The 18,610-nt window shown below is 69.8% G+C and carries 20 protein-coding genes and 1 pseudogene; 8 read left to right on the top strand and 13 right to left on the bottom strand.

The window, feature by feature from the left end; genetic code table 11:
* Positions 1 to 431: 431 nt before the first annotated feature.
* Complete coding sequence (locus AB0C38_RS45395; RefSeq protein ID WP_360686401.1) at positions 432 to 1,661, top strand: low temperature requirement protein A; 1,230 nt, start codon at positions 432 to 434, stop codon at positions 1,659 to 1,661.
* Positions 1,662 to 1,761: 100 nt separating this feature from the next.
* The gene (locus AB0C38_RS45390; protein WP_360686398.1) at positions 1,762 to 2,625 is read left to right on the top strand and encodes a manganese catalase family protein; all 864 of its coding nucleotides are present in this window, start codon (positions 1,762 to 1,764) and stop codon (positions 2,623 to 2,625) included.
* A gap of 64 nt (positions 2,626 to 2,689) precedes the next feature.
* Here AB0C38_RS45390 and AB0C38_RS45385 read toward each other — a convergent pair whose 3' ends face one another.
* A complete protein-coding gene (locus AB0C38_RS45385) occupies positions 2,690 to 3,151 on the bottom strand; it encodes a DUF4383 domain-containing protein (protein WP_360686394.1) in 462 nt (153 codons plus the stop codon).
* A 444-nt stretch (positions 3,152 to 3,595) separates the two neighbouring features.
* Here AB0C38_RS45385 and AB0C38_RS45380 point away from each other — a divergent pair, with 444 nt between their 5' ends.
* Positions 3,596 to 3,916 (top strand): hypothetical protein, encoded by a 321-nt coding sequence (locus tag AB0C38_RS45380; protein WP_360686391.1) that lies wholly within the window; start codon positions 3,596 to 3,598, stop codon positions 3,914 to 3,916.
* Between the two features lie 130 nt (positions 3,917 to 4,046).
* On the opposite strand, the gene AB0C38_RS45375 is transcribed toward AB0C38_RS45380, so the two are convergent.
* From AB0C38_RS45375 to AB0C38_RS45360, 4 genes are all read right to left on the bottom strand, one after another.
* Positions 4,047 to 5,072 (bottom strand): alpha/beta hydrolase, encoded by a 1,026-nt coding sequence (locus AB0C38_RS45375; protein WP_360686388.1) that lies wholly within the window; start codon positions 5,070 to 5,072, stop codon positions 4,047 to 4,049.
* 249 nt (positions 5,073 to 5,321) lie between these two features.
* Positions 5,322 to 5,717 carry an ATP-binding protein gene (locus AB0C38_RS45370; RefSeq protein ID WP_360686385.1) on the bottom strand — a complete coding sequence of 132 codons (396 nt, stop codon included), beginning with the start codon at positions 5,715 to 5,717 and terminating at the stop codon, positions 5,322 to 5,324.
* Between the two features lie 156 nt (positions 5,718 to 5,873).
* Positions 5,874 to 7,097, bottom strand: a complete 1,224-nt coding sequence (locus AB0C38_RS45365; protein ID WP_360686382.1) for a PP2C family protein-serine/threonine phosphatase — start codon at positions 7,095 to 7,097, stop codon at positions 5,874 to 5,876.
* Between the two features lie 104 nt (positions 7,098 to 7,201).
* Entirely contained in the window at positions 7,202 to 7,834 is a 633-nt protein-coding gene (locus AB0C38_RS45360) for a LysE family translocator (RefSeq protein ID WP_360686379.1), read from the bottom strand.
* Between the two features lie 315 nt (positions 7,835 to 8,149).
* Here AB0C38_RS45360 and AB0C38_RS45355 point away from each other — a divergent pair, with 315 nt between their 5' ends.
* Complete coding sequence (locus AB0C38_RS45355; protein WP_360686376.1) at positions 8,150 to 8,476, top strand: hypothetical protein; 327 nt, start codon at positions 8,150 to 8,152, stop codon at positions 8,474 to 8,476.
* A gap of 132 nt (positions 8,477 to 8,608) precedes the next feature.
* Here the strand turns inward: AB0C38_RS45355 and AB0C38_RS45350 are convergent, their stop codons facing one another.
* The 6 genes from AB0C38_RS45350 to AB0C38_RS45325 are packed head-to-tail and all read right to left on the bottom strand — an operon-like array spanning position 8,609 to position 11,099.
* A complete protein-coding gene (locus AB0C38_RS45350; RefSeq protein WP_360686373.1) occupies positions 8,609 to 9,181 on the bottom strand; it encodes an alkaline shock response membrane anchor protein AmaP in 573 nt (190 codons plus the stop codon).
* Complete coding sequence (locus AB0C38_RS45345; protein ID WP_360686370.1) at positions 9,178 to 9,705, bottom strand: DUF6286 domain-containing protein; 528 nt, start codon at positions 9,703 to 9,705, stop codon at positions 9,178 to 9,180. Before AB0C38_RS45345 ends, AB0C38_RS45350 begins: the two co-directional genes overlap by 4 nt.
* A complete protein-coding gene (locus tag AB0C38_RS45340) occupies positions 9,702 to 10,058 on the bottom strand; it encodes an Asp23/Gls24 family envelope stress response protein (RefSeq protein WP_360686367.1) in 357 nt (118 codons plus the stop codon). The genes AB0C38_RS45345 and AB0C38_RS45340 overlap by 4 nt, the downstream gene beginning before the upstream one ends.
* 5 nt (positions 10,059 to 10,063) lie before the next feature.
* Positions 10,064 to 10,240 (bottom strand): hypothetical protein, encoded by a 177-nt coding sequence (locus AB0C38_RS45335; RefSeq protein ID WP_326959566.1) that lies wholly within the window; start codon positions 10,238 to 10,240, stop codon positions 10,064 to 10,066.
* Positions 10,241 to 10,299: 59 nt separating this feature from the next.
* Entirely contained in the window at positions 10,300 to 10,635 is a 336-nt protein-coding gene (locus AB0C38_RS45330; protein WP_360686363.1) for a hypothetical protein, read from the bottom strand.
* On the bottom strand, positions 10,632 to 11,099 hold the full coding sequence (locus AB0C38_RS45325; protein WP_360686360.1) for an Asp23/Gls24 family envelope stress response protein: 468 nt from the start codon (positions 11,097 to 11,099) through the stop codon (positions 10,632 to 10,634). The genes AB0C38_RS45330 and AB0C38_RS45325 overlap by 4 nt, the downstream gene beginning before the upstream one ends.
* A 364-nt stretch (positions 11,100 to 11,463) precedes the next feature.
* Between AB0C38_RS45325 and AB0C38_RS45320 the strand changes: the two genes are divergently transcribed.
* Positions 11,464 to 11,871 (top strand): STAS domain-containing protein, encoded by a 408-nt coding sequence (locus AB0C38_RS45320; protein WP_360686357.1) that lies wholly within the window; start codon positions 11,464 to 11,466, stop codon positions 11,869 to 11,871.
* A gap of 617 nt (positions 11,872 to 12,488) precedes the next feature.
* Here the strand turns inward: AB0C38_RS45320 and AB0C38_RS45315 are convergent.
* Positions 12,489 to 12,701 carry a cytochrome P450 gene (locus tag AB0C38_RS45315; protein ID WP_360686354.1) on the bottom strand — a complete coding sequence of 71 codons (213 nt, stop codon included), beginning with the start codon at positions 12,699 to 12,701 and terminating at the stop codon, positions 12,489 to 12,491.
* Between the two features lie 131 nt (positions 12,702 to 12,832).
* Between AB0C38_RS45315 and AB0C38_RS45310 the strand changes: the two are divergent.
* Positions 12,833 to 13,090: pseudogene (locus tag AB0C38_RS45310) on the top strand (cytochrome P450); the annotation flags it as partial.
* A 202-nt stretch (positions 13,091 to 13,292) separates the two neighbouring features.
* Here the strand turns inward: AB0C38_RS45310 and AB0C38_RS45305 are convergent.
* On the bottom strand, positions 13,293 to 14,264 hold the full coding sequence (locus tag AB0C38_RS45305; protein ID WP_360686351.1) for a helix-turn-helix transcriptional regulator: 972 nt from the start codon (positions 14,262 to 14,264) through the stop codon (positions 13,293 to 13,295).
* A gap of 176 nt (positions 14,265 to 14,440) precedes the next feature.
* On the opposite strand from AB0C38_RS45305, the gene AB0C38_RS45300 reads away from it, so the two are divergent.
* Positions 14,441 to 17,440: a BTAD domain-containing putative transcriptional regulator gene (locus AB0C38_RS45300; RefSeq protein ID WP_360686348.1), complete on the top strand. Its 3,000-nt coding sequence runs from the start codon at positions 14,441 to 14,443 to the stop codon at positions 17,438 to 17,440.
* A 134-nt stretch (positions 17,441 to 17,574) separates the two neighbouring features.
* The gene (locus AB0C38_RS45295; RefSeq protein WP_360686345.1) at positions 17,575 to 18,582 is read left to right on the top strand and encodes an RNA polymerase subunit sigma-70; all 1,008 of its coding nucleotides are present in this window, start codon (positions 17,575 to 17,577) and stop codon (positions 18,580 to 18,582) included.
* Positions 18,583 to 18,610 lie beyond the last annotated feature (28 nt).

Here is an 18,610-nt window from a genome sequence, read left to right as displayed (position 1 = left end):
CGGGGACCTTGACGGCGCCGCCGATGATCCGCGGTACCAGGAGGTAGTCCTCGACGAGGCGGTAGCCGATGAAGAAGCCGATGGTGCCGAGGCAGGATGCGTAGGAAGGGCCTTGTCCCCCGCGAGCTTGCTGTTCACGATGTTCGGTCATCAGCACGAGAGAGGCGTATCGACGATCCCGCGCGCGGCAGAGCAAGTTCACCATTCTGCTTCTTTCCGGTTCGCCGCCGTAGGACGGGCTGATCTCAGGTGTGGTTACCCACCGCAGGGCCTGCTACCCGAACATCCGACGGCGTCCGGGGTGACGTTCAGCGCACGAAGGGACTTGAAGGCCACCGCAAATCGCGCACCGTCGGCAGGGTTCGCCGTCGCAAAGCGGGGTAGCCCTGGACAACCTGTGCCCGATGCAGGGTCAATGACAGGAGATGCTCGTGAGTGCGGGTACCGAACGCGAGCCGATGGTCCAGCCGCCTGCACTGCGCACCAGCCAGGAAGCGTCGGCGAGCAACCTCGAGCTGTTCTTCGACCTCGCCTACGTCCTGGTCGTCAACGAACTCGCCGTCGCTTTCCTCAAGCACCTGACATGGTCCGGGCTCGGCACGTTCGTGGCCCTGTTCGTCGCCATCTGGATGTCCTGGGTGGGCTTCACCCTCTACGCCAACCGGTTCGACACCGACGACGTCCTGTTCCGGATCGGCAAACTCGCCGCGACCCTGTCCATCGCCGGGTGCGCCGCGAGCGCCGCGACCGCGACCTCGTCGTTCTCCACGCCGTTCGCGGTGTGTTTCCTCGCCGGCCGGGTGATCCTGCTGGTGCTCCACGTCCGGGCGTGGCGGCACGTCCCCGACGCCCGGAGCACCATCAGCGTCTACCTCGTGACCATCGCGGTGAGCTCCGTGCTGTGGACCGTGTCGCTGGCGTTCGACGGACCGGCGCGGTACTGGTTGTGGGGCGCGGCGGTCGCCGTCGACGCCATCGGCCCGGTCATCGCCACCTGGCGCGACAACCATCTCCCGCTGCACATGGAACACCTCCCGGAGCGGTTCGGCCTCTTCGTGATCCTGGTCCTCGGGGAGGCGGTGGGCGGCGCGGCCATCGGCGTGCGAGACGCCGAGTGGGATGCGTCCGCGGTCGCGGTCGGCGTCGCCGGGTTCGTCATCGCGGCCGCGATGTGGTGGATCTACTTCGACACCGCGGCCGCCGTGGGTGCCGCCGCACTGCGCCGGCGCGACGACGAGTCCGACGACGGCGCGCCCGCCGACGAACGGCACGACCTGTTCGTCTACGGCCACCTGCCGCTCGCCCTGGGCATCGTCATGGCCGGGGTCGGCATCGAAGAGCTCGTGCTGCATCCCGGGGCAGCACTCCCGTCGGCGGCCGGCTGGATCTTGGCCGCCGGTGTCACCCTGTTCCTGACCGGGACGGCCCTCGTCCTCGGCGGTAGCAGTCACTCGTGGCGGGCGATCTGGCCGTGGCCCCTCGCCGCCGTCCCGATCGTGCCGGCCGCGGCCGCACTCGGACACCACCACGCCCAGCTGCTCGTCGCGGGGCTGGCGCTGCTGTGCCTCGTTCTGGCCGTAAGGGGAACGGTGGACCGGCGCAACAGCGGAGCCGGGTCAGTCCGACCGGCGGTGCAGAAGACACCTCGCACCCCGGCCTGACGCCCTTGCGGCGACTCCGTCAGCGCATCGTGCGGTTATCCGACCGGGAACCGGGAACGCCGGACAACGGCGGAAAAGCCGCCCCAAAACGGAGGAATCAATGTTTCGTCATACGAAGCTGCTGCAGTTCGAAGCCAAGCCCGAAAAGCCCGACCCCGTCTACGCCCACAAGCTCCAGGAGCTCATCGGTGGCGCTTTCGGCGAGATGAGCGTGACGATGCAGTACCTGTTCCAGGGCTGGAACTGCCGCATCGAAGGCAAGTACAAGGACTTGCTCATGGACACCGCGACCGAGGAGATCGGGCACGTCGAAATGCTCGCCACCATGGTCGCGCGGCTGCTGGAAGGCGCGCCCGCCACCGCCACCGCCGACTCCGTCAAGGATCCCGTCATGGCCGCGATGATCGGCGGCATGGACGTGCAGCAGGCCATCGTCGCCGGTGGGGGTGCGCTGCCCGCCGACAGCAACGGCTATCCCTGGAACGGCCGGTACATCGTCGCTTCCGGCAACCTGCTCGCCGACTTCCGGGCCAACGTCGCGGCCGAAGCGCAGGGCCGGCTGCAGACCGCCCGGCTCTACAACATGACCGACGACCCGGGCGTCAAGGCGATGCTGCAGTTCAACCTCGCCCGCGACACCGTCCACCAGAAGCAGTGGCTCGCCGCGATCGAGGAGCTGAAGGCCGACGGGCTCGAGGACGAAATCGTCCCCAACGCCCTGCTCGACGAAGAAGACCAGACCCACAACAACACGATCTGGGGCTTGTCCGACGGCCCCGACGGTCCCTCGGGTGGCTGGAGCACGGAGGCGGGGATCGAGTACCTCACCGATCCCAAGCCCCTGGGCGGTCCGGGCACCGCGCCCAGACCGGATCCCGCGTTGTACGGCACCTTCTCGCCGACGCTGGACGCCGTCGGCACGGTGAAGGGCAAGGTGAAGTCGGCGAAGAACAAGCTGTCCTGACTTCGGACTGGCGGTGCGGGCTGCGGATCCGAACGCAGCCCGCACCGCGCGGGGCATCCGCGGGCTACCGCGAGTCCGCGATCGGGGCCTTGCCGGCGTTCAACGGAATCAGGCCGAGCGCGATCATGCCGACGCCGAGCCCGAGGTGCAGCCAGTTGTCGGCGGTGTTGACCGGGATGAAGTTCGCCGCGCTGTCGTGGTCGATGACCAGGCCGTAGAGCCACAGCACGAGGTAGACGGCGCCACCGCCGACGAGGAAGGCCTTCGCGCCGCCCGGGGTGCGGGCCATGGCGAGGCCGGCCACGCCGAAGGCCAGGTGGACGATGTTGTGGAGGATGGAGACGGTGAAGATCCCGAGCAGCAGCGCTCCCGAGTGGTGCCCCGCGCCGGTGAGCATGTCGTAGTTCGTGGTCACGCCGGGGATGAACCCCAGGACGCCGACCAGCAGGAAAACCACTCCCACGATCGCCGCGAGGAGCTGTCGCGGCGTCCGCCGGACGGCGGTTGTGGTCGCATTCGATGTCATGGTGAATTCCTCCGGTTCTGCGGGAGCCTGAAATCAGGTCCCGGTGTCCGGGCCGCATGCCCGGTACCGATAAGGACAAACGTCGGATCCGGGATGTCGGGGCGGGAATTCGAAACTGCTGGAAATCGCCGTGTCTTGAGCTGGATTTCGCTCTCATTGTCGAACGGTGATACGCCATTCGTGGTGGTGCCGTAGCCCACGCCCGCCGGCGGGTTGTCTCCGCACCTCGGTGGGTAGCCACCGAGCTCCGGAGTGGAGATCCGGATGGCGCGAGACGGGATCGGTGGCGTTGTCATGCAGGGGTTTCGGGGGTTGGCGCTGCGAGTCGCGATAGCCGGGAAAGCACCGTGGGACATCACGCTGACGACCGCCGGCGACGGGCATATCGGCCGGATGGTTCCGCGCGCAGCGACGACATGGACCGGCGGCGGGAACAGCAGCTTGGTGCCCTATCGCCGTGCCGATCGGCTGATCCGGCTCGGTGCGTGGGCGGAGACGTCGTCGCCGCGGGTGCCTGCGTCCCTTGCGGACCTGCGCTCCGCGGTCGTGGCGGAATCGGTGCGGTTCGTGCTGCGGACCGGGCGGGAGGACGGCCGTTGGTGCGACACGGCCGTGCTCACCCTGCGGGAGGTCGCTGGAGACGCGGCGCGTCCGGCGTTCGATCCCGTGACGAACCACCCCGCCGGGTGGGAACTGCACCTGCGGTGGCTGGCCGGTCTCCGGGTACGGGCCTACGCCGGAAGCCGAGCCGGGCGTCCGTCATGACGCGAGTCCCCGCCCGCTGGCGAACCGGTTCTGCACCATGACGCCGCCGGGCCGGTGATCCGCGCGACCAGCGCGGTCCTGCATCCGATCGCGAAGGGCCGACGATCGCTCAGCTGAGCCTGTCGTCCGCTCACCTAGTCTGCACAGCATCGCAGCCAGCCGGAACTTCGCGGCCCTGGTGACCGTTTGTGCGTAGCCATTCGAGAAGCGACTCGTAGACAGCGTCGTCGTGGAGCAGGCTGAAGTGGTTCAGTCCGCCGAGCCAGACGATGTCGGCGTCTTCGGTCAGGTCGTCCGCCGTGACCGGCGCCACGAGGAGATCGCCGACGAGGCGCCCCCAGGCGCTTCCTTCCGTGCGCGAAAGGGTCGCGGACACGAACAGACGACGGATACCCGCCCCACCTTCCGGTTGCCAGTGAGGTCCGGCGCCGGCAGCCCATTGCTTCTGGTGTACATAGCCGTGTGCGAGATCCCGGATACCGTCGCTGCGCGTCGCGAGCAAGCGGGCCAAGGGAGCCGCGAGGGCCGATTTGCTGAGCAGCTCCGCGAACTGGGCGACTCGTCGTTCCAGCGGCGCACCCCGGTGCGGCGTGCCGAGGCAGACCAGCCGCGTCACGCGGGGGAGCCAGGGCGCGCGTTGTTCTTGTGCTTGGTAGAGGGCACTTCGAGCCACGAGGCCACCCATGGAGTGTCCGATGAGGACGATGTCGGTGACGGGTACCGGCCACGAGGCGACCAGCCGGGTCAGCAGCGCGACGAGATCGTTCCCGTTCTCCGAGACGTGACGGCCCGAGTTGTACCGCACGTACACGGAGCTGGTGTCCAGGTCGTCGGCCAGGCGCGCACCGAAGTCGTTACCGCGGAACCAGCAGCGCTCGGTTTCGACCAAGCCGTGCAGGAAGACCACCAGGTGACCGGTCGCGTCGGGGAAGGCTGAGGCTAGAGAACGGCGGCCGAGGCCGACCGATCGCCGCTCGGAACGGATGGTCATCTCTGCGCTCGATCCTCGCCCGGCCGCGGGGAGGCGTGCTCCGAACATCCCGTGGGCGACGGCGGCGACGTAGTGCCCCGGAGCGGATTCGAGGACGGATGTCGTCCAGTAGTCCCGGGCGAGCAGAGCAGGTAGCTGTGAGCTCACCAGAGCCGTGGCAGCCATGCCTCCCAGCACTTTGCCGAGCGCCGATGTGGCAGTCCTTGTCATTTTCTTCTTCCCGTACTGCGTCGCCGCACACCCGGCCGACCTCGCGACGTGAATACCCCCCGCTGGGCCTGCTACGCGTAGTACCCAGGCATTCGATGTGACGTCCAGCGCACGGCGGAGCGGTCACGCAATGCAGGCGGCCGCTGGTGAAGTCGTGTGGTTGCCGCTGTGCGGCTCGGCAGGCCAGGCGAGTTCGGTACCGAGTCAGCCGATGCGGCCCCACACGAGCTTGCCCTCGTCGTGGTAGCTCACGCCCCAGGCCAGGCAGATTTGGTCGACCAGCAGCAGCCCGCGTCCGCCGTCGTCATCGGGTGCCCGCAGCCGCAGCGCACCACTGTCCGTGTCGGCGACGGCCACCGTGACCTCGCAAGGCTCGTGCTGCAGGCGAAGGCGGACCTGGGTCGGGCCCCCGGCGTGCTGGTAGGCGTTTTCGAGAAGCTCCCCGACAACCAGCAACGTATCGATCCGGTGCGCTTCTCCGAGCATGGCAATCCGGTCTTCCACCCAGTGCCGGGCGGAAGCCGAATCAGCCGGATCGCGGCCCGTCACGTCCAAGATCTGCCAGTCCGCTTGGTCGTTGCGAACCCATGTCACCGCCACACTGCGACTCCTCGGGTGCATGCACCAGCAAGAGCGCACCTCACGCTTCCGTCATGGCCCATGCTGGTCGTTCATTTGTTCTTTCCCTGCTCGGTGTGGCATAAACGCGCGGCGAACGCTCGATCGGTTCGTCACCTGATCGTGGGCAGCGCCAGGTCACAGGACGGGCAGCAGGGTGCTTTGGTTGGTGGTGGTCCATTCCAGCATCAACAGGGTGGCGTCGTCCTGAAGCCGTCCGTCCTGGTGCTCGAGCACGGCGCGCACCACCCGGCGCAGTGTCTCCGGGGCGGGCAGCCCAGCCGCCTCGTGGCGTTCGGTGAGGTCCGCCAGCCGTTCCATGCCGAACTGCTCGCCCTGCGGGCTGCGGGCCTCCGTGACGCCGTCGGTGTAGAACAGCACCCGGTCGCCGGGCTGGAGCTGCTCGCACCGCACGACGGGCTCGCGCCTCTGCAGGTCGCCGAGGCCCAGCGGGGTGCGGCTCACGGTGTCCAGCAGCCGCACCACCCGCCCGTTGCGAAGCACCGCCGGCGGTGGGTGCCCGGCGTTGAGGTAGTGCAGTTCGCCGGTGTCCAGGTCCAGGTGGGCGAGGAACGCCGTCGCGTAGGACATCGAGTCGGACGGGCGGTGAGCGGCGATGGTGCGGTCGGCCAGTTCGGCGGCCCCGATCAGGTCGGCCCCGCCGCGGCGGGCGTTGCGCGTAGCCGCCAGCGCCATCGACGTGGTCAGCCCGGCGTGCAGGTCGTGGCCCATCGCGTCGAAGATCGCCACCGAGGCGTGGTTGCCGTCCACGGCGTAGTCGAAGCCGTCGCCGCCGACCTGGTCGTAGGGCTCCATCGCGGCGGCGATCACCACCTTGTCGGTGGCGAACACTTTCGGGGGCAGCAGCTGCCAGAGCAGTTCGGCGGCCACCGACAGCGGCTTGGCCCGGCGTACGCGGTGGAACAGGTCGCTGTAGAGCTGCTTGCTCAAGATCAGGTGCGCGATCTGCCCGGCCAGCGTCCAGCAGTTTCCGCGCAAGGTCTTGTCCTGCGGGTCAGCGCCGGCGGGGAGGGTGAGCCGCAGCGCGCCGAGGCGTTCGGTGCCGTCGAGCACGGGCAGCCACAGGCACGGCCGGTCACCCTCGGCCGCTGCGATGACGATTTCGATCCTGCCGAAGGCCCGCCCCGCCAGGGTGGCGTCCACCGAGAGCGCTGAGCCGTCCTGAGGCCGGACCGGGTGCAGCTCTCGCTGTCCGAGATCGACCAGGTAGAGCTGCGCCGACATTCCCACCAGGGAGGTCACGTCGTCGATGATGGTGGGCAGGTCGTCGGCGGTCGCCAGGTGTGACCGGTTGACGATCTCCGCGAACACGACCTGCCAGGAACGGTCCTCATCCACCACGCACGAAGGGTAGATGACCGGTCAACGGTGTGCCGATCGCCGGCTGGGGGCGTGCGGCCAAGGACCGGGACAGGGAGTGACCAGATCGGCCCACCCGGGCCCGGTCACAAATCTTCTGTGAACAGGCGGATCGCCAGCCCGCCGAAAATCACCGCGGAAAGCTCTTTGAGCCGACGTTGGAACTTCGGTTTCCGGAGCAGCAATGCCGAAAATGTGCCGGCGGCGATCCCGACCGCTCCGTCCATGACGAGCCCGATGACGATCAGTACCGTACCCAGCGTCAGTATCTGTGCCGATACGCCCCAGCCTCCCGGCGTGAGGAATTGGGGCACGAAGGCCAGGTAGAAGAGAACCACCTTCGGGTTCGCGAGGTTCGTGAACACTGCTGACAAGTAGGTTCTTCGCAAGGGCATCCGTGCGCTCGTACGCAGCGCGGAGGGTGTCGCCGATTTCCTGGCTGCGACCAAGGCGGTAATCGCCAAGTACAAAAGGAAAACCGCTCCGATGATCTTGACTGTCTCGAGGGCGGCGGGAGCCGCGCGCAGGAGTGCACTCAAGCCCAACGCCGCTGCGACTGTGTGCACGACGGTGCCGGTGGCCATCCCCAGAGCCGCGGCAATTCCCCCGCGACGCCCACCGCCGATTCCATGGGCGATCATGAACATCATCCCTGGCCCCGGTACCAGGTTGAGCACCACGCACGCTCCGGCGAAACCGAGGATCAGTCCCCACTCCATCAAGTCATCAAAACACCGATACTCCGCCAATGGAACCCCCGCTCCGTATGGGGCAGGGTGCCGACTCGGCCTTCGAATTCAGCGAGCTGGCGGCTGTGCGCCGGGCTTGAGGACTGCCGTGGTGTTCGCAGCAGCCTTCCGCGGCCGGCGTGGTCTCGGCGGGACTGGCCGCACCAGCCTGCGCTGATGGAGCTGGGTTTCAGCGGAGCCGATTTCCGTTGAGGCGACGGACGGGTCGAGGTTTGCCGGTCCTCGGACCGGGTAGGCGCTGAAGACGCCGCAGGGTCACCTGGGCGAACCCAGAGGAGGCCGGACATGGCCGAGGAAGACGAACGACGACACGCAGTGAGCCGATTCGGTGACGAAGACAATCATGGTTGGTCACCGGATATCGGGAGCGGAGAGAGAACACCCACCGCGGAGAAGGCCTTCGAGAGCCCCTCCGCCGAACCGGCGGCCGGTGAGCGCGTGGATCACTCTCCGGGGGGCACATTGTCTTCGACCGACATGGAACCTGAATCTCCGTTGACCGGCGGTGACAGCGACCGCCGCAGCGGCGAGGAAATCGGCCCGGGCCCCGGCGAAAACGCGGACGGGTTCAAAGGTGCCTCGCAACGGCCCTACGGGACCACGGACGCGTGACCCCGCGCCGGCGTCAGGCTGGATTCGGCCGGGCTCGGTGTAACCGGTCTGCAATTGCCGGCGCGAGGTGCTCTACCCCCGTTCGACAAGGCCTGAGGCCATGCGCGATGCAGAGCGGGGCACTGGAGCGTGTCACCGCGTGCGGGCACCGGCCTTGGCGGAGAACCGGAACTCCACGCTGACCGGTACCTCGTCGAGGTCGAGTGCCTGGCGCAGACGCGGAAGGCCCTCGTCGTCGAGCCGACGGCGAATCGCCGCGAGGTCGCCGTCCTGTTCGGCGCTGATCACCAGCGCCAGGCTGGGCCCGTCCTGCGTGCCGGCGAGCGTGGCATGGGCGGTGCGCACCCCGGGAAAGGCCTGGACCTCGTCGACGAACGGCTCGATCGCGGTGTTCGCGGCCAGTTCGGTGCGGCCGGTGTCCGGGTCGGACTCGAAACGCCAGGTGTGGGTCTTGGGGCGGCGGGCCAGCTGGGCGAGCAGCCAGCGCAGCACCAGCACCCCGAGGACGATCGCGGCCGCCGCGGTGACATACAGCGCCCAGACCGGCGGATTCGCCGTACCGGGCACCAGCGCGGCGTCGGGGGCGAGGGCGGCGAGTTTGCCGAAGTGGGCGGCCACCGCGAGCCCGCCGGCGGCGAGCAGGAGGAGCCCGAGCAGGGCGAGCAGGGTGCGGTTGAGGCGGGCGGGGCGGTTCTGGCCGGTCATGACCTGCTCCGGGCGGCGTGGACCTTGATCTTGACGGTCGGGCGGACAGCAGGGTTGATCTGGTCGAGCCGGCGTTCGATCGCTTCGCGTACGGCGTCCGCGAGTCCGGCGGTGTTCGTGCGGTCGGTGCTCACCTTCGCGGACGCCTTGTGGCGCTTGAGGTTCACCTTCGCTTTCGCTACCCCGTCTACTGTGGACGCCGCGGCGCGCAGTGTCGAGCGGTAGCTGCGACGGGAGGCGCCCGAGTTCAGCTCGCCCTGCAGCGGCAGGACGGTGAGCTTGCCCGGCAGGAGCGCGGCGACCAGGAGGATCAACCCGAGCAGTACCGCGACGCCGCCGGCGACGCCGGGGATCAGGTCGCTCCAGCGTGCGTCGTGCAGGGCTTCGGCGACCGTGCGGTAGCTGATCCACGGGGCTTGCCCGAGGATCAGCTGGATCGCGACGACGGCGACCAAGGCACAACCGGTCAGCAGGACCACGGCGGTGAGGGTGGCCGGCGTGGACCGGCGAGGGTGACGTTTCACTGGACCCTCCTGGTGTCGGCGGCCGCGCCGTGCAACGCGGTCACGGTCAGGTTCACCCGGCTCACGGTGAGGCCGGTGAGGTCGCCGACTCGCTGCATCAGGTGCCGGCGGACGTTCTCCGTGGTCCGGCGGACCGACAGCGGATAGCTGATGGAGACCCGCACGTCGAGCACAGCGGTGTCACCGTCGACTTTCGCGGAGGCTTTGGCGGCGTCGCTGATGCCGTCGATCTCGGTGGCCGCGCGGGCGGCGATCCGCTCGAGCGTCCGGTCGCTGATCTTGAGCCTGCCCCGCTCGTCCTCATCCGCAGGTGCGGTCCGGGACTGGGAGCTCGGCAGGGTTGCGGTCGTCACGGTGGTCAGCCCCGGTCGCGGCCGGTCAGCTGGGACAGGTCGAGCTTGCCGTCGAGAACGCGGCCGACGAGCAGGCCGAGCGCGGCGAGGATCAGCACGATCACGAAGGCGCCGAAGCCGCCGAACGCCGCGGCGAGACCGAGGGCCAGGCCGGTGAGCAGGCCGAGGTGGGTGGCGGTCATGGTGTTCTCCTTGCTGTGGCGATCGGCCCGCTGTGGAGAACGGGAGCCGGTCGGGCGGTTCAGGGACGCAGCGGCGCGGACACGGTGTCCGGGCTCTCGAGCGTGACCTCGATGGCCGTGGGGGCGGCGATGTCGCCGATCCGGACGTGCACCGGTCGGTCGGCCGGTCCGACAGCGGCGCGGACTTCAGCGCCGATCCGGGTGGTGGTGGCCGGGTAGCGGCCGGTGACGCCGACGGTGATCTCGCCCGTGCGGATCCGGACGCCGGGGATCCGGCGGCCGGGCAGCAGGGTGGCGATCTCGCCGAACCGGCCGCTGTGCAGGCCCGCCACGCACGGGAGGGCCGTCACGGCGACGGCGATGCGGTCGGCGTCGATCTCGACGCCCGGGGTCACTGGACGCGGCCGGTGACGGCCGTGGTGTCGTCGTTGTCGTCGCCGGGGATGTGCACGTCGGAGACGTTGATGTTGACCTCGACGACCTCCAGGCCGGTGGTCTGCTCGACCGCGGTGATGACGTTGCGGCGGACCGAGCGGGCCAGGTCGGCGATGGAGACGCCGTACTCGACGAGAACCTGCAGGTCGACCGCGGCCTGGCGCTCGCCGACCTCGACCGACACGCCTTGCGCGACCGAAGCCGAGGCGCCGGGGATGCGCTCGCGGATCGCGCTGAACGCCCGGGCCGCGCCACCGCCGAGGGCGAACACGCCGGAGACCTCGCGGGTGGCCAGACCGGCGACCTTGGCCACGACGGTGTCGGCGATGGTGGTGGCGCCCTGCTGCGACACCAGTGCACCGGTGGTGGCCTGCTCGATCGCGGTCGAGTGGGCGGGGGTCTTGGTGACGGCGGAGTTCGTCATGGCTGCTCCTCGGATCGAGTTTCGTTGCCTGGAGTGGAAGTTCGCGGTGTTCGCCGCACTTCCACGTCACTACGACCCGGGCTGGGAGGAATCGTCACGGCCCCATCGTGTGACCCCGGTCTCCTGCATCGGGTACTCCCGGCGAACGAGGCACCGTCGATGCGTGTCGGACCCGACTGGTGGTCACTTGTTGGTTCTCGCCGTGGACGGACACTTGTTGGTTCTCGCCGTGGACGGACACTTGTTGGTTCTCGCCGTGGACGGACACTACTGTGGTCATACAGGTACACACCCGACACGTTGTGCCCCCGGCCCAGACCCCGCCGAAGGTTGCATCGAGCACCACGGCAGGCTGGAGGCGCACATGCCCGCTGAACCACACGACGACGACGTTTTCCGGGGACTGATGGCCGTCTCCACGACATGGCCTGCACTCGACCTGGCCGTGGCCGAGGTTCGCGGAGAAATCGATGCAGCAACCAGCTCCCAGCTGGAGAAGGACCTCACCGCCGCGATGGATCTTCTGCCGCGCCGCGTTCTGGTGGATCTTGCCGAGGTGACCTTCTTCAGTTCCCGTGCGATGACCGTCCTGCTGCGACTGCAGGCCCGGTGCGCTGATTCCGAAGTCGACGTCGTGTTCGTCGTGACGCCTGCGTTGCGTCGCCTGCTGGGCCTCGTCGGTCTGCAGGAGATGTTCACACTGCTCGACTCCCGCGATGAAGCCCTCGCACACCTGACCCCGAGGGCTGGCGATGACGACGGGCAATCGTGAGATGGTCGCGACCCCAGCCTCACTCACTGCGTCGCAGCCGGCGTGCGAAACCGCGACGGCTCGCGCTGTTCGAACGACGACCAACCGTGTCACGGCGCTCCTATCCTCGTCCCGGGCGAGAACTCGAACCGGCTGCTGACCCACGTGCGGTGCGCATGGCTGTGAGATGGCTCTCGGACGAAAGTTCCGGCGGAGTCATGCGGGAGGCTTCGCGCGCGGCAACCAGCTCGTGGCGCGTCGCGGCGTGGACAGACCGTTCTTGATGGCGGGTGGTCGAGGTGCGGCCGTGGAAGGCGAACCGCAACCCACCACCGGGCTGTGGTGGGGATCTCCGAGGGTCACAGTCGCATCGGCTGGAACGCTCTTCGACTGCGCTTTCGCTGCCGCACGTTCCGCCTGTGCTCGGTTCACCGGGTCGACGAGTGTTTCGGGCACGATGCCGGCTGCGATCGCGGCCTCATACCGCGGAAGCCTCGCCTCCGCGTCCGCCAGCCGGTTTCGCGCAGGTTCGAGCGGACCAGTGCCGGCTGGGCTGCCCTCCGACCCGAGTGGCGCGGCCGCCGATCGGTCGCGGTTGTCCGCCGGCTTCACCGAGCCTGGCGCCATCCTCGTCCCGGTCAGGACCACGACACCGGTAACGACACGAAGCCCTGCACCCCGTTGGCCGGGTTGAGACCCAGCGGCGTCGATGGTGCCTCGACGCGCAGACCGGGCAGGCGGTCGAACAGCGCGTCGATCGCCGTTCGTACGGTCAGGCGGGCCAGGTGCTGCCCCAGGCACTGGTGGGAGCCATGACCGAAGGTCAGGTGCCGGCGAGGCCGGCGCGCCACGTCGAAGGTCCCCGGGGTCGGCGAAGACGCGGTGGTCGCGGTTGGCGGCGGAGAGGGGGAGGATGATCCCGTCTCCCTTGCGGATGGTGACGTCACCGAGCTCGATGTCGGCGTGATCGGCGAACCGTGACGAGGCGGTGTTCACCGACCCGTACACGTTCGATCCGGCGCGCCGGCCCAACCCGCACGTGGCCTTCGGCGTCGGCCGGCACTACTGCGTCGGGGCTCCTGGCGCGAGAACCGCCTTGCGGATCCTGCTCGAGGAAATCGTCACCCAGGTGGACCGGTTCGAGCCGGCCGGCGAGATCCGGCACCTCCATTCGAACTTCGTCAACGGCATCACCTGCCTGCCGGTGGCTGTTCACCCCGCTCGCAGAGAGGATGCGTAGCCTGTGGAAATTCCGTCCGGGTACCGGTGCCCGCCTGGTGCCGTGAAACCTCGACGTCAGGTCGAGATGAAGACCGCGTGTGCCGCACCGCGCGAGCGTCCCCGTGCACGTCGGTGGGCCCAGCCGCGGTTGGCCAGGGCGATCACCTCGCCGAGGCGGTTGGCCCGCGCAGCACTGCCCACCGTGCGTAGCGCCTGCTTCTTCAGTGGCAGAGCAGGGAAGTGCCACGCTCCGAGAGCTCGTGAAACACCGAGCCGCGCGACCGGCCCGTGGTCACCAAACCCGCCCCGCGCAGCACCGATGCGTGCTGGCTCGCGCTGGCCAGGGAAATTCCGGCCGCCCGGGCCAGTTCGGTGGTGTTCACGCGGGGAAGGGCCGAGATGACGCGCAGGACCTCGGCACGGGTGGGGCCGAGCAGTGTGTTGAGCGAGCCGTCGCACCCGGTGGCGGACTCTTCGGCCCAGTCGTATTCCGGTGAGACCGGGTAGACGAGCACGGGCCGGTCCGGCTGACGCAGCAGCGTGATCGGGCCCGGCCAGCAGAAGAGCGACGGCACCAACGTCAGCCCGGAGCCGTCGAGGACCAGGTCCTGCTCGACGGGATAGGCCAGTTCGAGGACCGGGGCGCGCCAGCGGGCCGAAGGGTGCAGCGTCGCCAGGACGGCCTCGAAACCTCGGGTCACCGCCAGTTCCGCCCGCTTCCGGCGGTCGGCGCGCACGTGGCGCCGGATGGTTTCCCAGTGCGGCCGCACCGCCGCGTCGTGGTAGGTCGTCAGCGCGTCCCCGAGCAGTTTGAGGGCAGGCACGTTGCCGTCGGCCAGGTCCGCCGGCCAGGACGCGATCGGGGTGCCGGACGCGAGCTGGGCGATGTCGGCGCGCAGCCGGGCGCGCGGCGTGCTGAGGACGAGGTCCAACCCGGTGCCGAACTCCGCGACGTCCCCGGCCGGCGTGAGGAAGTCGGGGGAGTACCCGACCGGACGGCTCAGCGTACGCAGCACACCGGCAGGCCGGGCGAGCCGCTTCAGCGGCAGGCTGCGCCGCCAGCCGCCGAAGTGCCGGTCGGCCGGTGTCGGCGTCGTCAGGTGCAGGCTCAGCAGCACCTCCCACATCGGATCGGGCTCGGCGAGGATCCGCACGCGCACGAGGTCGGCGTCGGAAAAGTAAATGCGAAGCATGAATCCCCCAGTTGGTGACAACCCGACCATATGGTGCGGAGACGCCTGAACGCTGTACTATTTCTGGACACGGACGTATCGCGTTTTACCTGCAGATCTGCCGAGTTGCGACGGGTCCGACCGGCAGAATTCGGCGTCGATCGGCAGGAACGAGGGAAGACTTGCGAGGGCGGCCGATGACGCTGGGGGAGCGGCTGCTGGCGTATCGGCAGCGAACCGGGATCAGTCAGCAGGACCTGGCCGAGTCGGCCGGGGTCAGCGTGCGGACCCTGCGGGACATCGAGCGGGGTGAGGTGCGCCGGCCGCACGCGCGGTCGCTGGCGAAGCTCCTTGCGGCCACTGGGCTGGAGAGCACCGGCATTGCCGCTCCCGCCGAGCAGGCCGGCGGGTTTCGCGTCGAGGTACTGGGCCCGCTGACCGTGCGGCGGGACGGCCGTGAGGTGCCGCTCGGCTCGGTGATGCAGGCGCGGCTGCTGGGGCTGCTCACCCTGCGCGCCAACCGGGTCGTGTCCCGGGCGGACGTCGTGGAGTTCCTGTGGGGCGAGGATTCCCCGGATTCGTCGGTGAACCTCGTCCAGACCTACGTTTCGCGGCTGCGGAAGTTCTTCGCCGGCCTGGACGCCGACCCTGGGGTGGTCACCCGCGTCGGGCCGGGCTACCGCCTCGGCCTGACCTCCGGGCAATGTGATCTGCTGGAGTTCGCCGAAGCCCTGTCCCAGGCACAGGAAGACCGCCGGGCGGGTGACCCGGCCGCGGCCGTGCGGTCGTACCGGTCGGCTCTGGAGCTGTGGCGCGGTCAGATCCTGGACGGCGTCCCCCTGCCCGCGGCCCCGCACCCGGTCGTCGTGGCGGTCACCCAGCAGCGACTCAAGACCGTGCTCGACTACGCGGACCTCGCGTTGCCCCTCGGCCACCACGACGCGGTCCTCGACCGGCTGCGGGAAGCGGCCTTCGCCGACCCGCTGCACGAAGGGCTGACTGAGCGGATCATGCGCGCCCTGGCCGCATCGGGGCAGCGGGCGGCCGCGGTCAAGGTGTTCATCGCCTTCCGCGGCCGGCTCCGGGAAAACCTCGGTCTCGAGCCGGGTCCCGAACTGCAGCGCACCTACCTGCACAGCATCCGCGAGGAACCGGGCACGCCGACCCCCGCCCTGCTCAGCCGCCGAACCGGTGGCCCGGCCGCCCCCACCCCCGCCGAGCTGCCGCCCGACCCGTCGCGGTTCATCGGCCGGGACGCGCAGCTGCGGCAGCTGGACGAGTTCGTGTTCGACGCCGCGCCGCACGCCTCGGCCCGGGTCGTCGTCCTCAGCGGCACCGCGGGCGTCGGGAAGTCGGCGCTGGCCGTGCGGTGGGCGCACCGGATGCGCCACCGCTTCCCGGACGGGCAGCTGCACGCCGGTCTCAACGGCTTTTCCGCGGTCGGCACCCGGTCGGCGGACGACGTGGTGGCCGGGTTCCTCACCTCGCTCGGCGTCGCGCCCGCCACCATCCCGGCCGATCTCGATGCCCGGGTCGCCCTGTTCCGCTCGGTGCTGGCCGACCGCCGGATGCTGCTGGTGCTGGACGACGCCGTCAGCCCCGACCACGTGCGCCCGCTCATCGCGGCCAGCCCGCACTGCGCCGTGCTCGTGACGAGCCGCAACAGCCTGGCCGCGCTCACCCTGCACGTCGACGCGTTGCTGGTCGAGCTCGACGTGATCTCCCGCGGCGAAGCCGTCGCCCTGCTGAGGGCGTCGTGCGAGCGAGAGGCGGCCGAAGCCTCACTCGCGGACCTGGAGGAGCTCGCCCGGCTGTGCGCCCACTTGCCGCTCGCACTGCGGATCGCCGCCGCCAACATCGCCGGCCGGAAGACGGTCGCGGAGTACCTAACCGTTCTCACCGAAGGCGATCGGCTCGCCGGGCTCGCCATGGGCGGCGACAGTCGTTCCGCCGTGCAGACGGCCTTCGAGATGTCGTACGCCGCGCTCGCGCCGGAGACGGCCCGGCTGTTCCGGTTGCTGGGGTCGCTGCCCGGCCCCGACGCCGGCATGCCGGCCATCGCCGCGCTGGCCGGTGTCGGCGTGGACGACGCGGCGCGGATGGTCGACCGGCTGGTCGCCGCGCACCTGGTGCAACGACGGCCGGGCGGCCGGTTCCAGACCCACGACCTGCTCCGCCTGTTCGCCGGGCAGCGCAGCGCCCGCACCGATGACGAAGCGGACCGGACGGCGGCGCTCGAGCGGTTGTTCGACTACTACCTGGAGACCGCCACCCAGGCGACCGCGACGCTGTACCCGGGCATGCTGCGGCTCTCGGAGCTGCGCCAGTACCCGCCGGCGCCCTGGCGGGAACGGGACGAACCCGGGGTCTGGCTGGCCGCCGAACGCGCCGGTTTCGCGGCCGTCGTGGCGCACGCCGCCGAGCACGGCCCGCAAGCCGTGGCCTGGCAGCTCATCGACGTGCTCCGCGGCCACCTCTGGCGCACCTACGACCCGTCGTCGTGGTGCACGCTGGCGCTGGCCGGGCTCGACGCGGCGCGCCGGGAGGGGAACCGGGCCGCCGAGGCGGCGATGCACTACAGCCTGGGCGCGGCGCACCGCTACGGGCTGCGCGACCTGGCGGCCTCCCGGCAGCACCTCGACCAGGCCCAGCGGATGCTCCGGGACCTCGGCGACACCACCGGCTGCGCCGCGGCCCTGGACAGCCTCGGCATGGTGCTCCACGAAGCCGGCGAGTCCGGCCCTGGCCTGGCCGCACTGGAGACGTCGCTCGAGCTGTGCCGCGAAGCCGGGTTCGTCGTGGGTCAGGCCAAGGTGCTCGGCAACGTCGGCCTCGTCCTGGCCACGATGGGCCGCACCGAGGAGGCGAGGCAGCGCCTGGCCGAAGCGGCCGCCTTCGCCGCGCGGCTCGGCGATCGCCACCTCGAAGCGACGGTCCAGCACAACCTCGGGTACGCCCGGGCGTGTGACGGACGCTTCATCGAGGCCGAGCGCAGCTACCAGCAGGCCCTGCTGATCCGGGAAGACATCGGCGACGCCGAGGGCCGGGCGTCGACGCTCGAGAAGATCGGCACGCTGCTGCACGACACCGGCAACCCCGCCCACGGGACGCGCTACTGGGAGGCGGCGCTGGTCGTCTTCGACGAGATCGCCCACCCGAAGGCGGCGGAGGTCCGCGCCCGGCTCGGTCAGTACTGACCTTCACGGATGGTTGGGCTTCGGACGGATGCGGCGTCCGGTGAAGCGGCCGGTTTCGACGGCACCGATCAGAAATGCTCCGCCGCGTCGTCAGTTCTGGCAGCCCCCTCGCACCGATGGAAGGATCGACGACCATGACCGACGCCAGACCGCTGGACGCCGACGAGGCCACGTTCATCGCGGCCGCCCGCTCAGGCGATACGGCGCGGTTCGCGCTCCTCACGGAGCGCCACCGGCGTGAGCTGCAGGTGCACTGCTACCGGATGCTCGCGAACTACGACGACGCCCAGGACATGACGCAGGAGACGTTCCTGCGAGCGTGGCACAAGCGGGAGACGTTCAAGGGCCAGGCCGCGCTGCGGACCTGGCTGTACCGGATCGCGACGAACGTCTGCCTCGACTTCCTGGACAAGCGCAGCTACCGCACACCCGTGCCGGCCGAGCTGCCGGACTCCGGCTCCGAGGTGCCGTACCTGCAGCCGTACCCCGACCGGATGCTCCCCGAGGACCCGCAGGAGTCGGTGGTGGCGCGCGAGACGATCGAGCTGGCGTTCATCGTCGCCGTCCAGCACCTGCCGCCGCGGCAGCGGGCGGTGCTCATCCTGCGCGACGTCCTCGGCTGGCCGGCGTCGAACGCCGCCGACGCCCTCGAACTGACTGTCGCCTCGGTGACCAGCGCACTGCAGCGGGCGCGCGTGACGATGCGCGAACAGCTGCCGGACCGCCGCCTCGACTGGCGGAGCCCCGCCACCCACGAGCTGTCGGACGACGAGCGTGGCGCGGTGAGGTCCTACATCGACGCCCATGAGCGCAACGACCTCGACCGGCTGATGTCCCTGCTGCGCGACGACCTGCGCTTCGCGATGCTGCCCGATCCGGGCACCCTGGTCACGACGGCCAAGGACGCGGTGGACGGCTGGGTTTCCGGCGGGCTCTTCGAGTCCGGCCACGACGACTGGCGCGGTTTCACCACGACGGTCAACCGCATGCCGGCCGCCGCGCTGTACCTCCGCACCCCCGACGACCCGGAGTACCGGCCGTTCGCGATCGCGGTGCTGCACATCGTCGAGGGGAAGATCGCCGAGCTCACCGGATTCGACGTCGCCGGCAAACCATGGCTGGACCTGCCCCCGACACTGTGATCACCCGACGCGAACACCGGAGCCCCGC

This window comes from Amycolatopsis sp. NPDC048633, from assembly GCF_040650695.1.
Classification (GTDB): domain Bacteria; phylum Actinomycetota; class Actinomycetes; order Mycobacteriales; family Pseudonocardiaceae; genus Amycolatopsis.
The sequence above is the reverse complement of the archived record's forward strand: the minus strand, read 5'-3'. Positions and strand labels throughout refer to the sequence as shown.

Coding starts and splice junctions, on each gene's coding strand:
- AB0C38_RS45390 (WP_360686398.1), top strand. CDS start 1,762: ATGTTTCGTCATACGAAGCTGCTGCAGTTCGAAGCCAAGCCCGAAAAG.
- AB0C38_RS45385 (WP_360686394.1), bottom strand. CDS start 3,151: ATGACATCGAATGCGACCACAACCGCCGTCCGGCGGACGCCGCGACAG.
- AB0C38_RS45375 (WP_360686388.1), bottom strand. CDS start 5,072: ATGGCTGCCACGGCTCTGGTGAGCTCACAGCTACCTGCTCTGCTCGCC.
- AB0C38_RS45360 (WP_360686379.1), bottom strand. CDS start 7,834: ATGGAGTGGGGACTGATCCTCGGTTTCGCCGGAGCGTGCGTGGTGCTC.
- AB0C38_RS45355 (WP_360686376.1), top strand. CDS start 8,150: ATGGCCGAGGAAGACGAACGACGACACGCAGTGAGCCGATTCGGTGAC.
- AB0C38_RS45350 (WP_360686373.1), bottom strand. CDS start 9,181: ATGACCGGCCAGAACCGCCCCGCCCGCCTCAACCGCACCCTGCTCGCC.
- AB0C38_RS45335 (WP_326959566.1), bottom strand. CDS start 10,240: ATGACCGCCACCCACCTCGGCCTGCTCACCGGCCTGGCCCTCGGTCTC.
- AB0C38_RS45325 (WP_360686360.1), bottom strand. CDS start 11,099: ATGACGAACTCCGCCGTCACCAAGACCCCCGCCCACTCGACCGCGATC.
- AB0C38_RS45320 (WP_360686357.1), top strand. CDS start 11,464: ATGCCCGCTGAACCACACGACGACGACGTTTTCCGGGGACTGATGGCC.
- AB0C38_RS45305 (WP_360686351.1), bottom strand. CDS start 14,264: ATGCTTCGCATTTACTTTTCCGACGCCGACCTCGTGCGCGTGCGGATC.
- AB0C38_RS45300 (WP_360686348.1), top strand. CDS start 14,441: ATGACGCTGGGGGAGCGGCTGCTGGCGTATCGGCAGCGAACCGGGATC.
- AB0C38_RS45295 (WP_360686345.1), top strand. CDS start 17,575: ATGACCGACGCCAGACCGCTGGACGCCGACGAGGCCACGTTCATCGCG.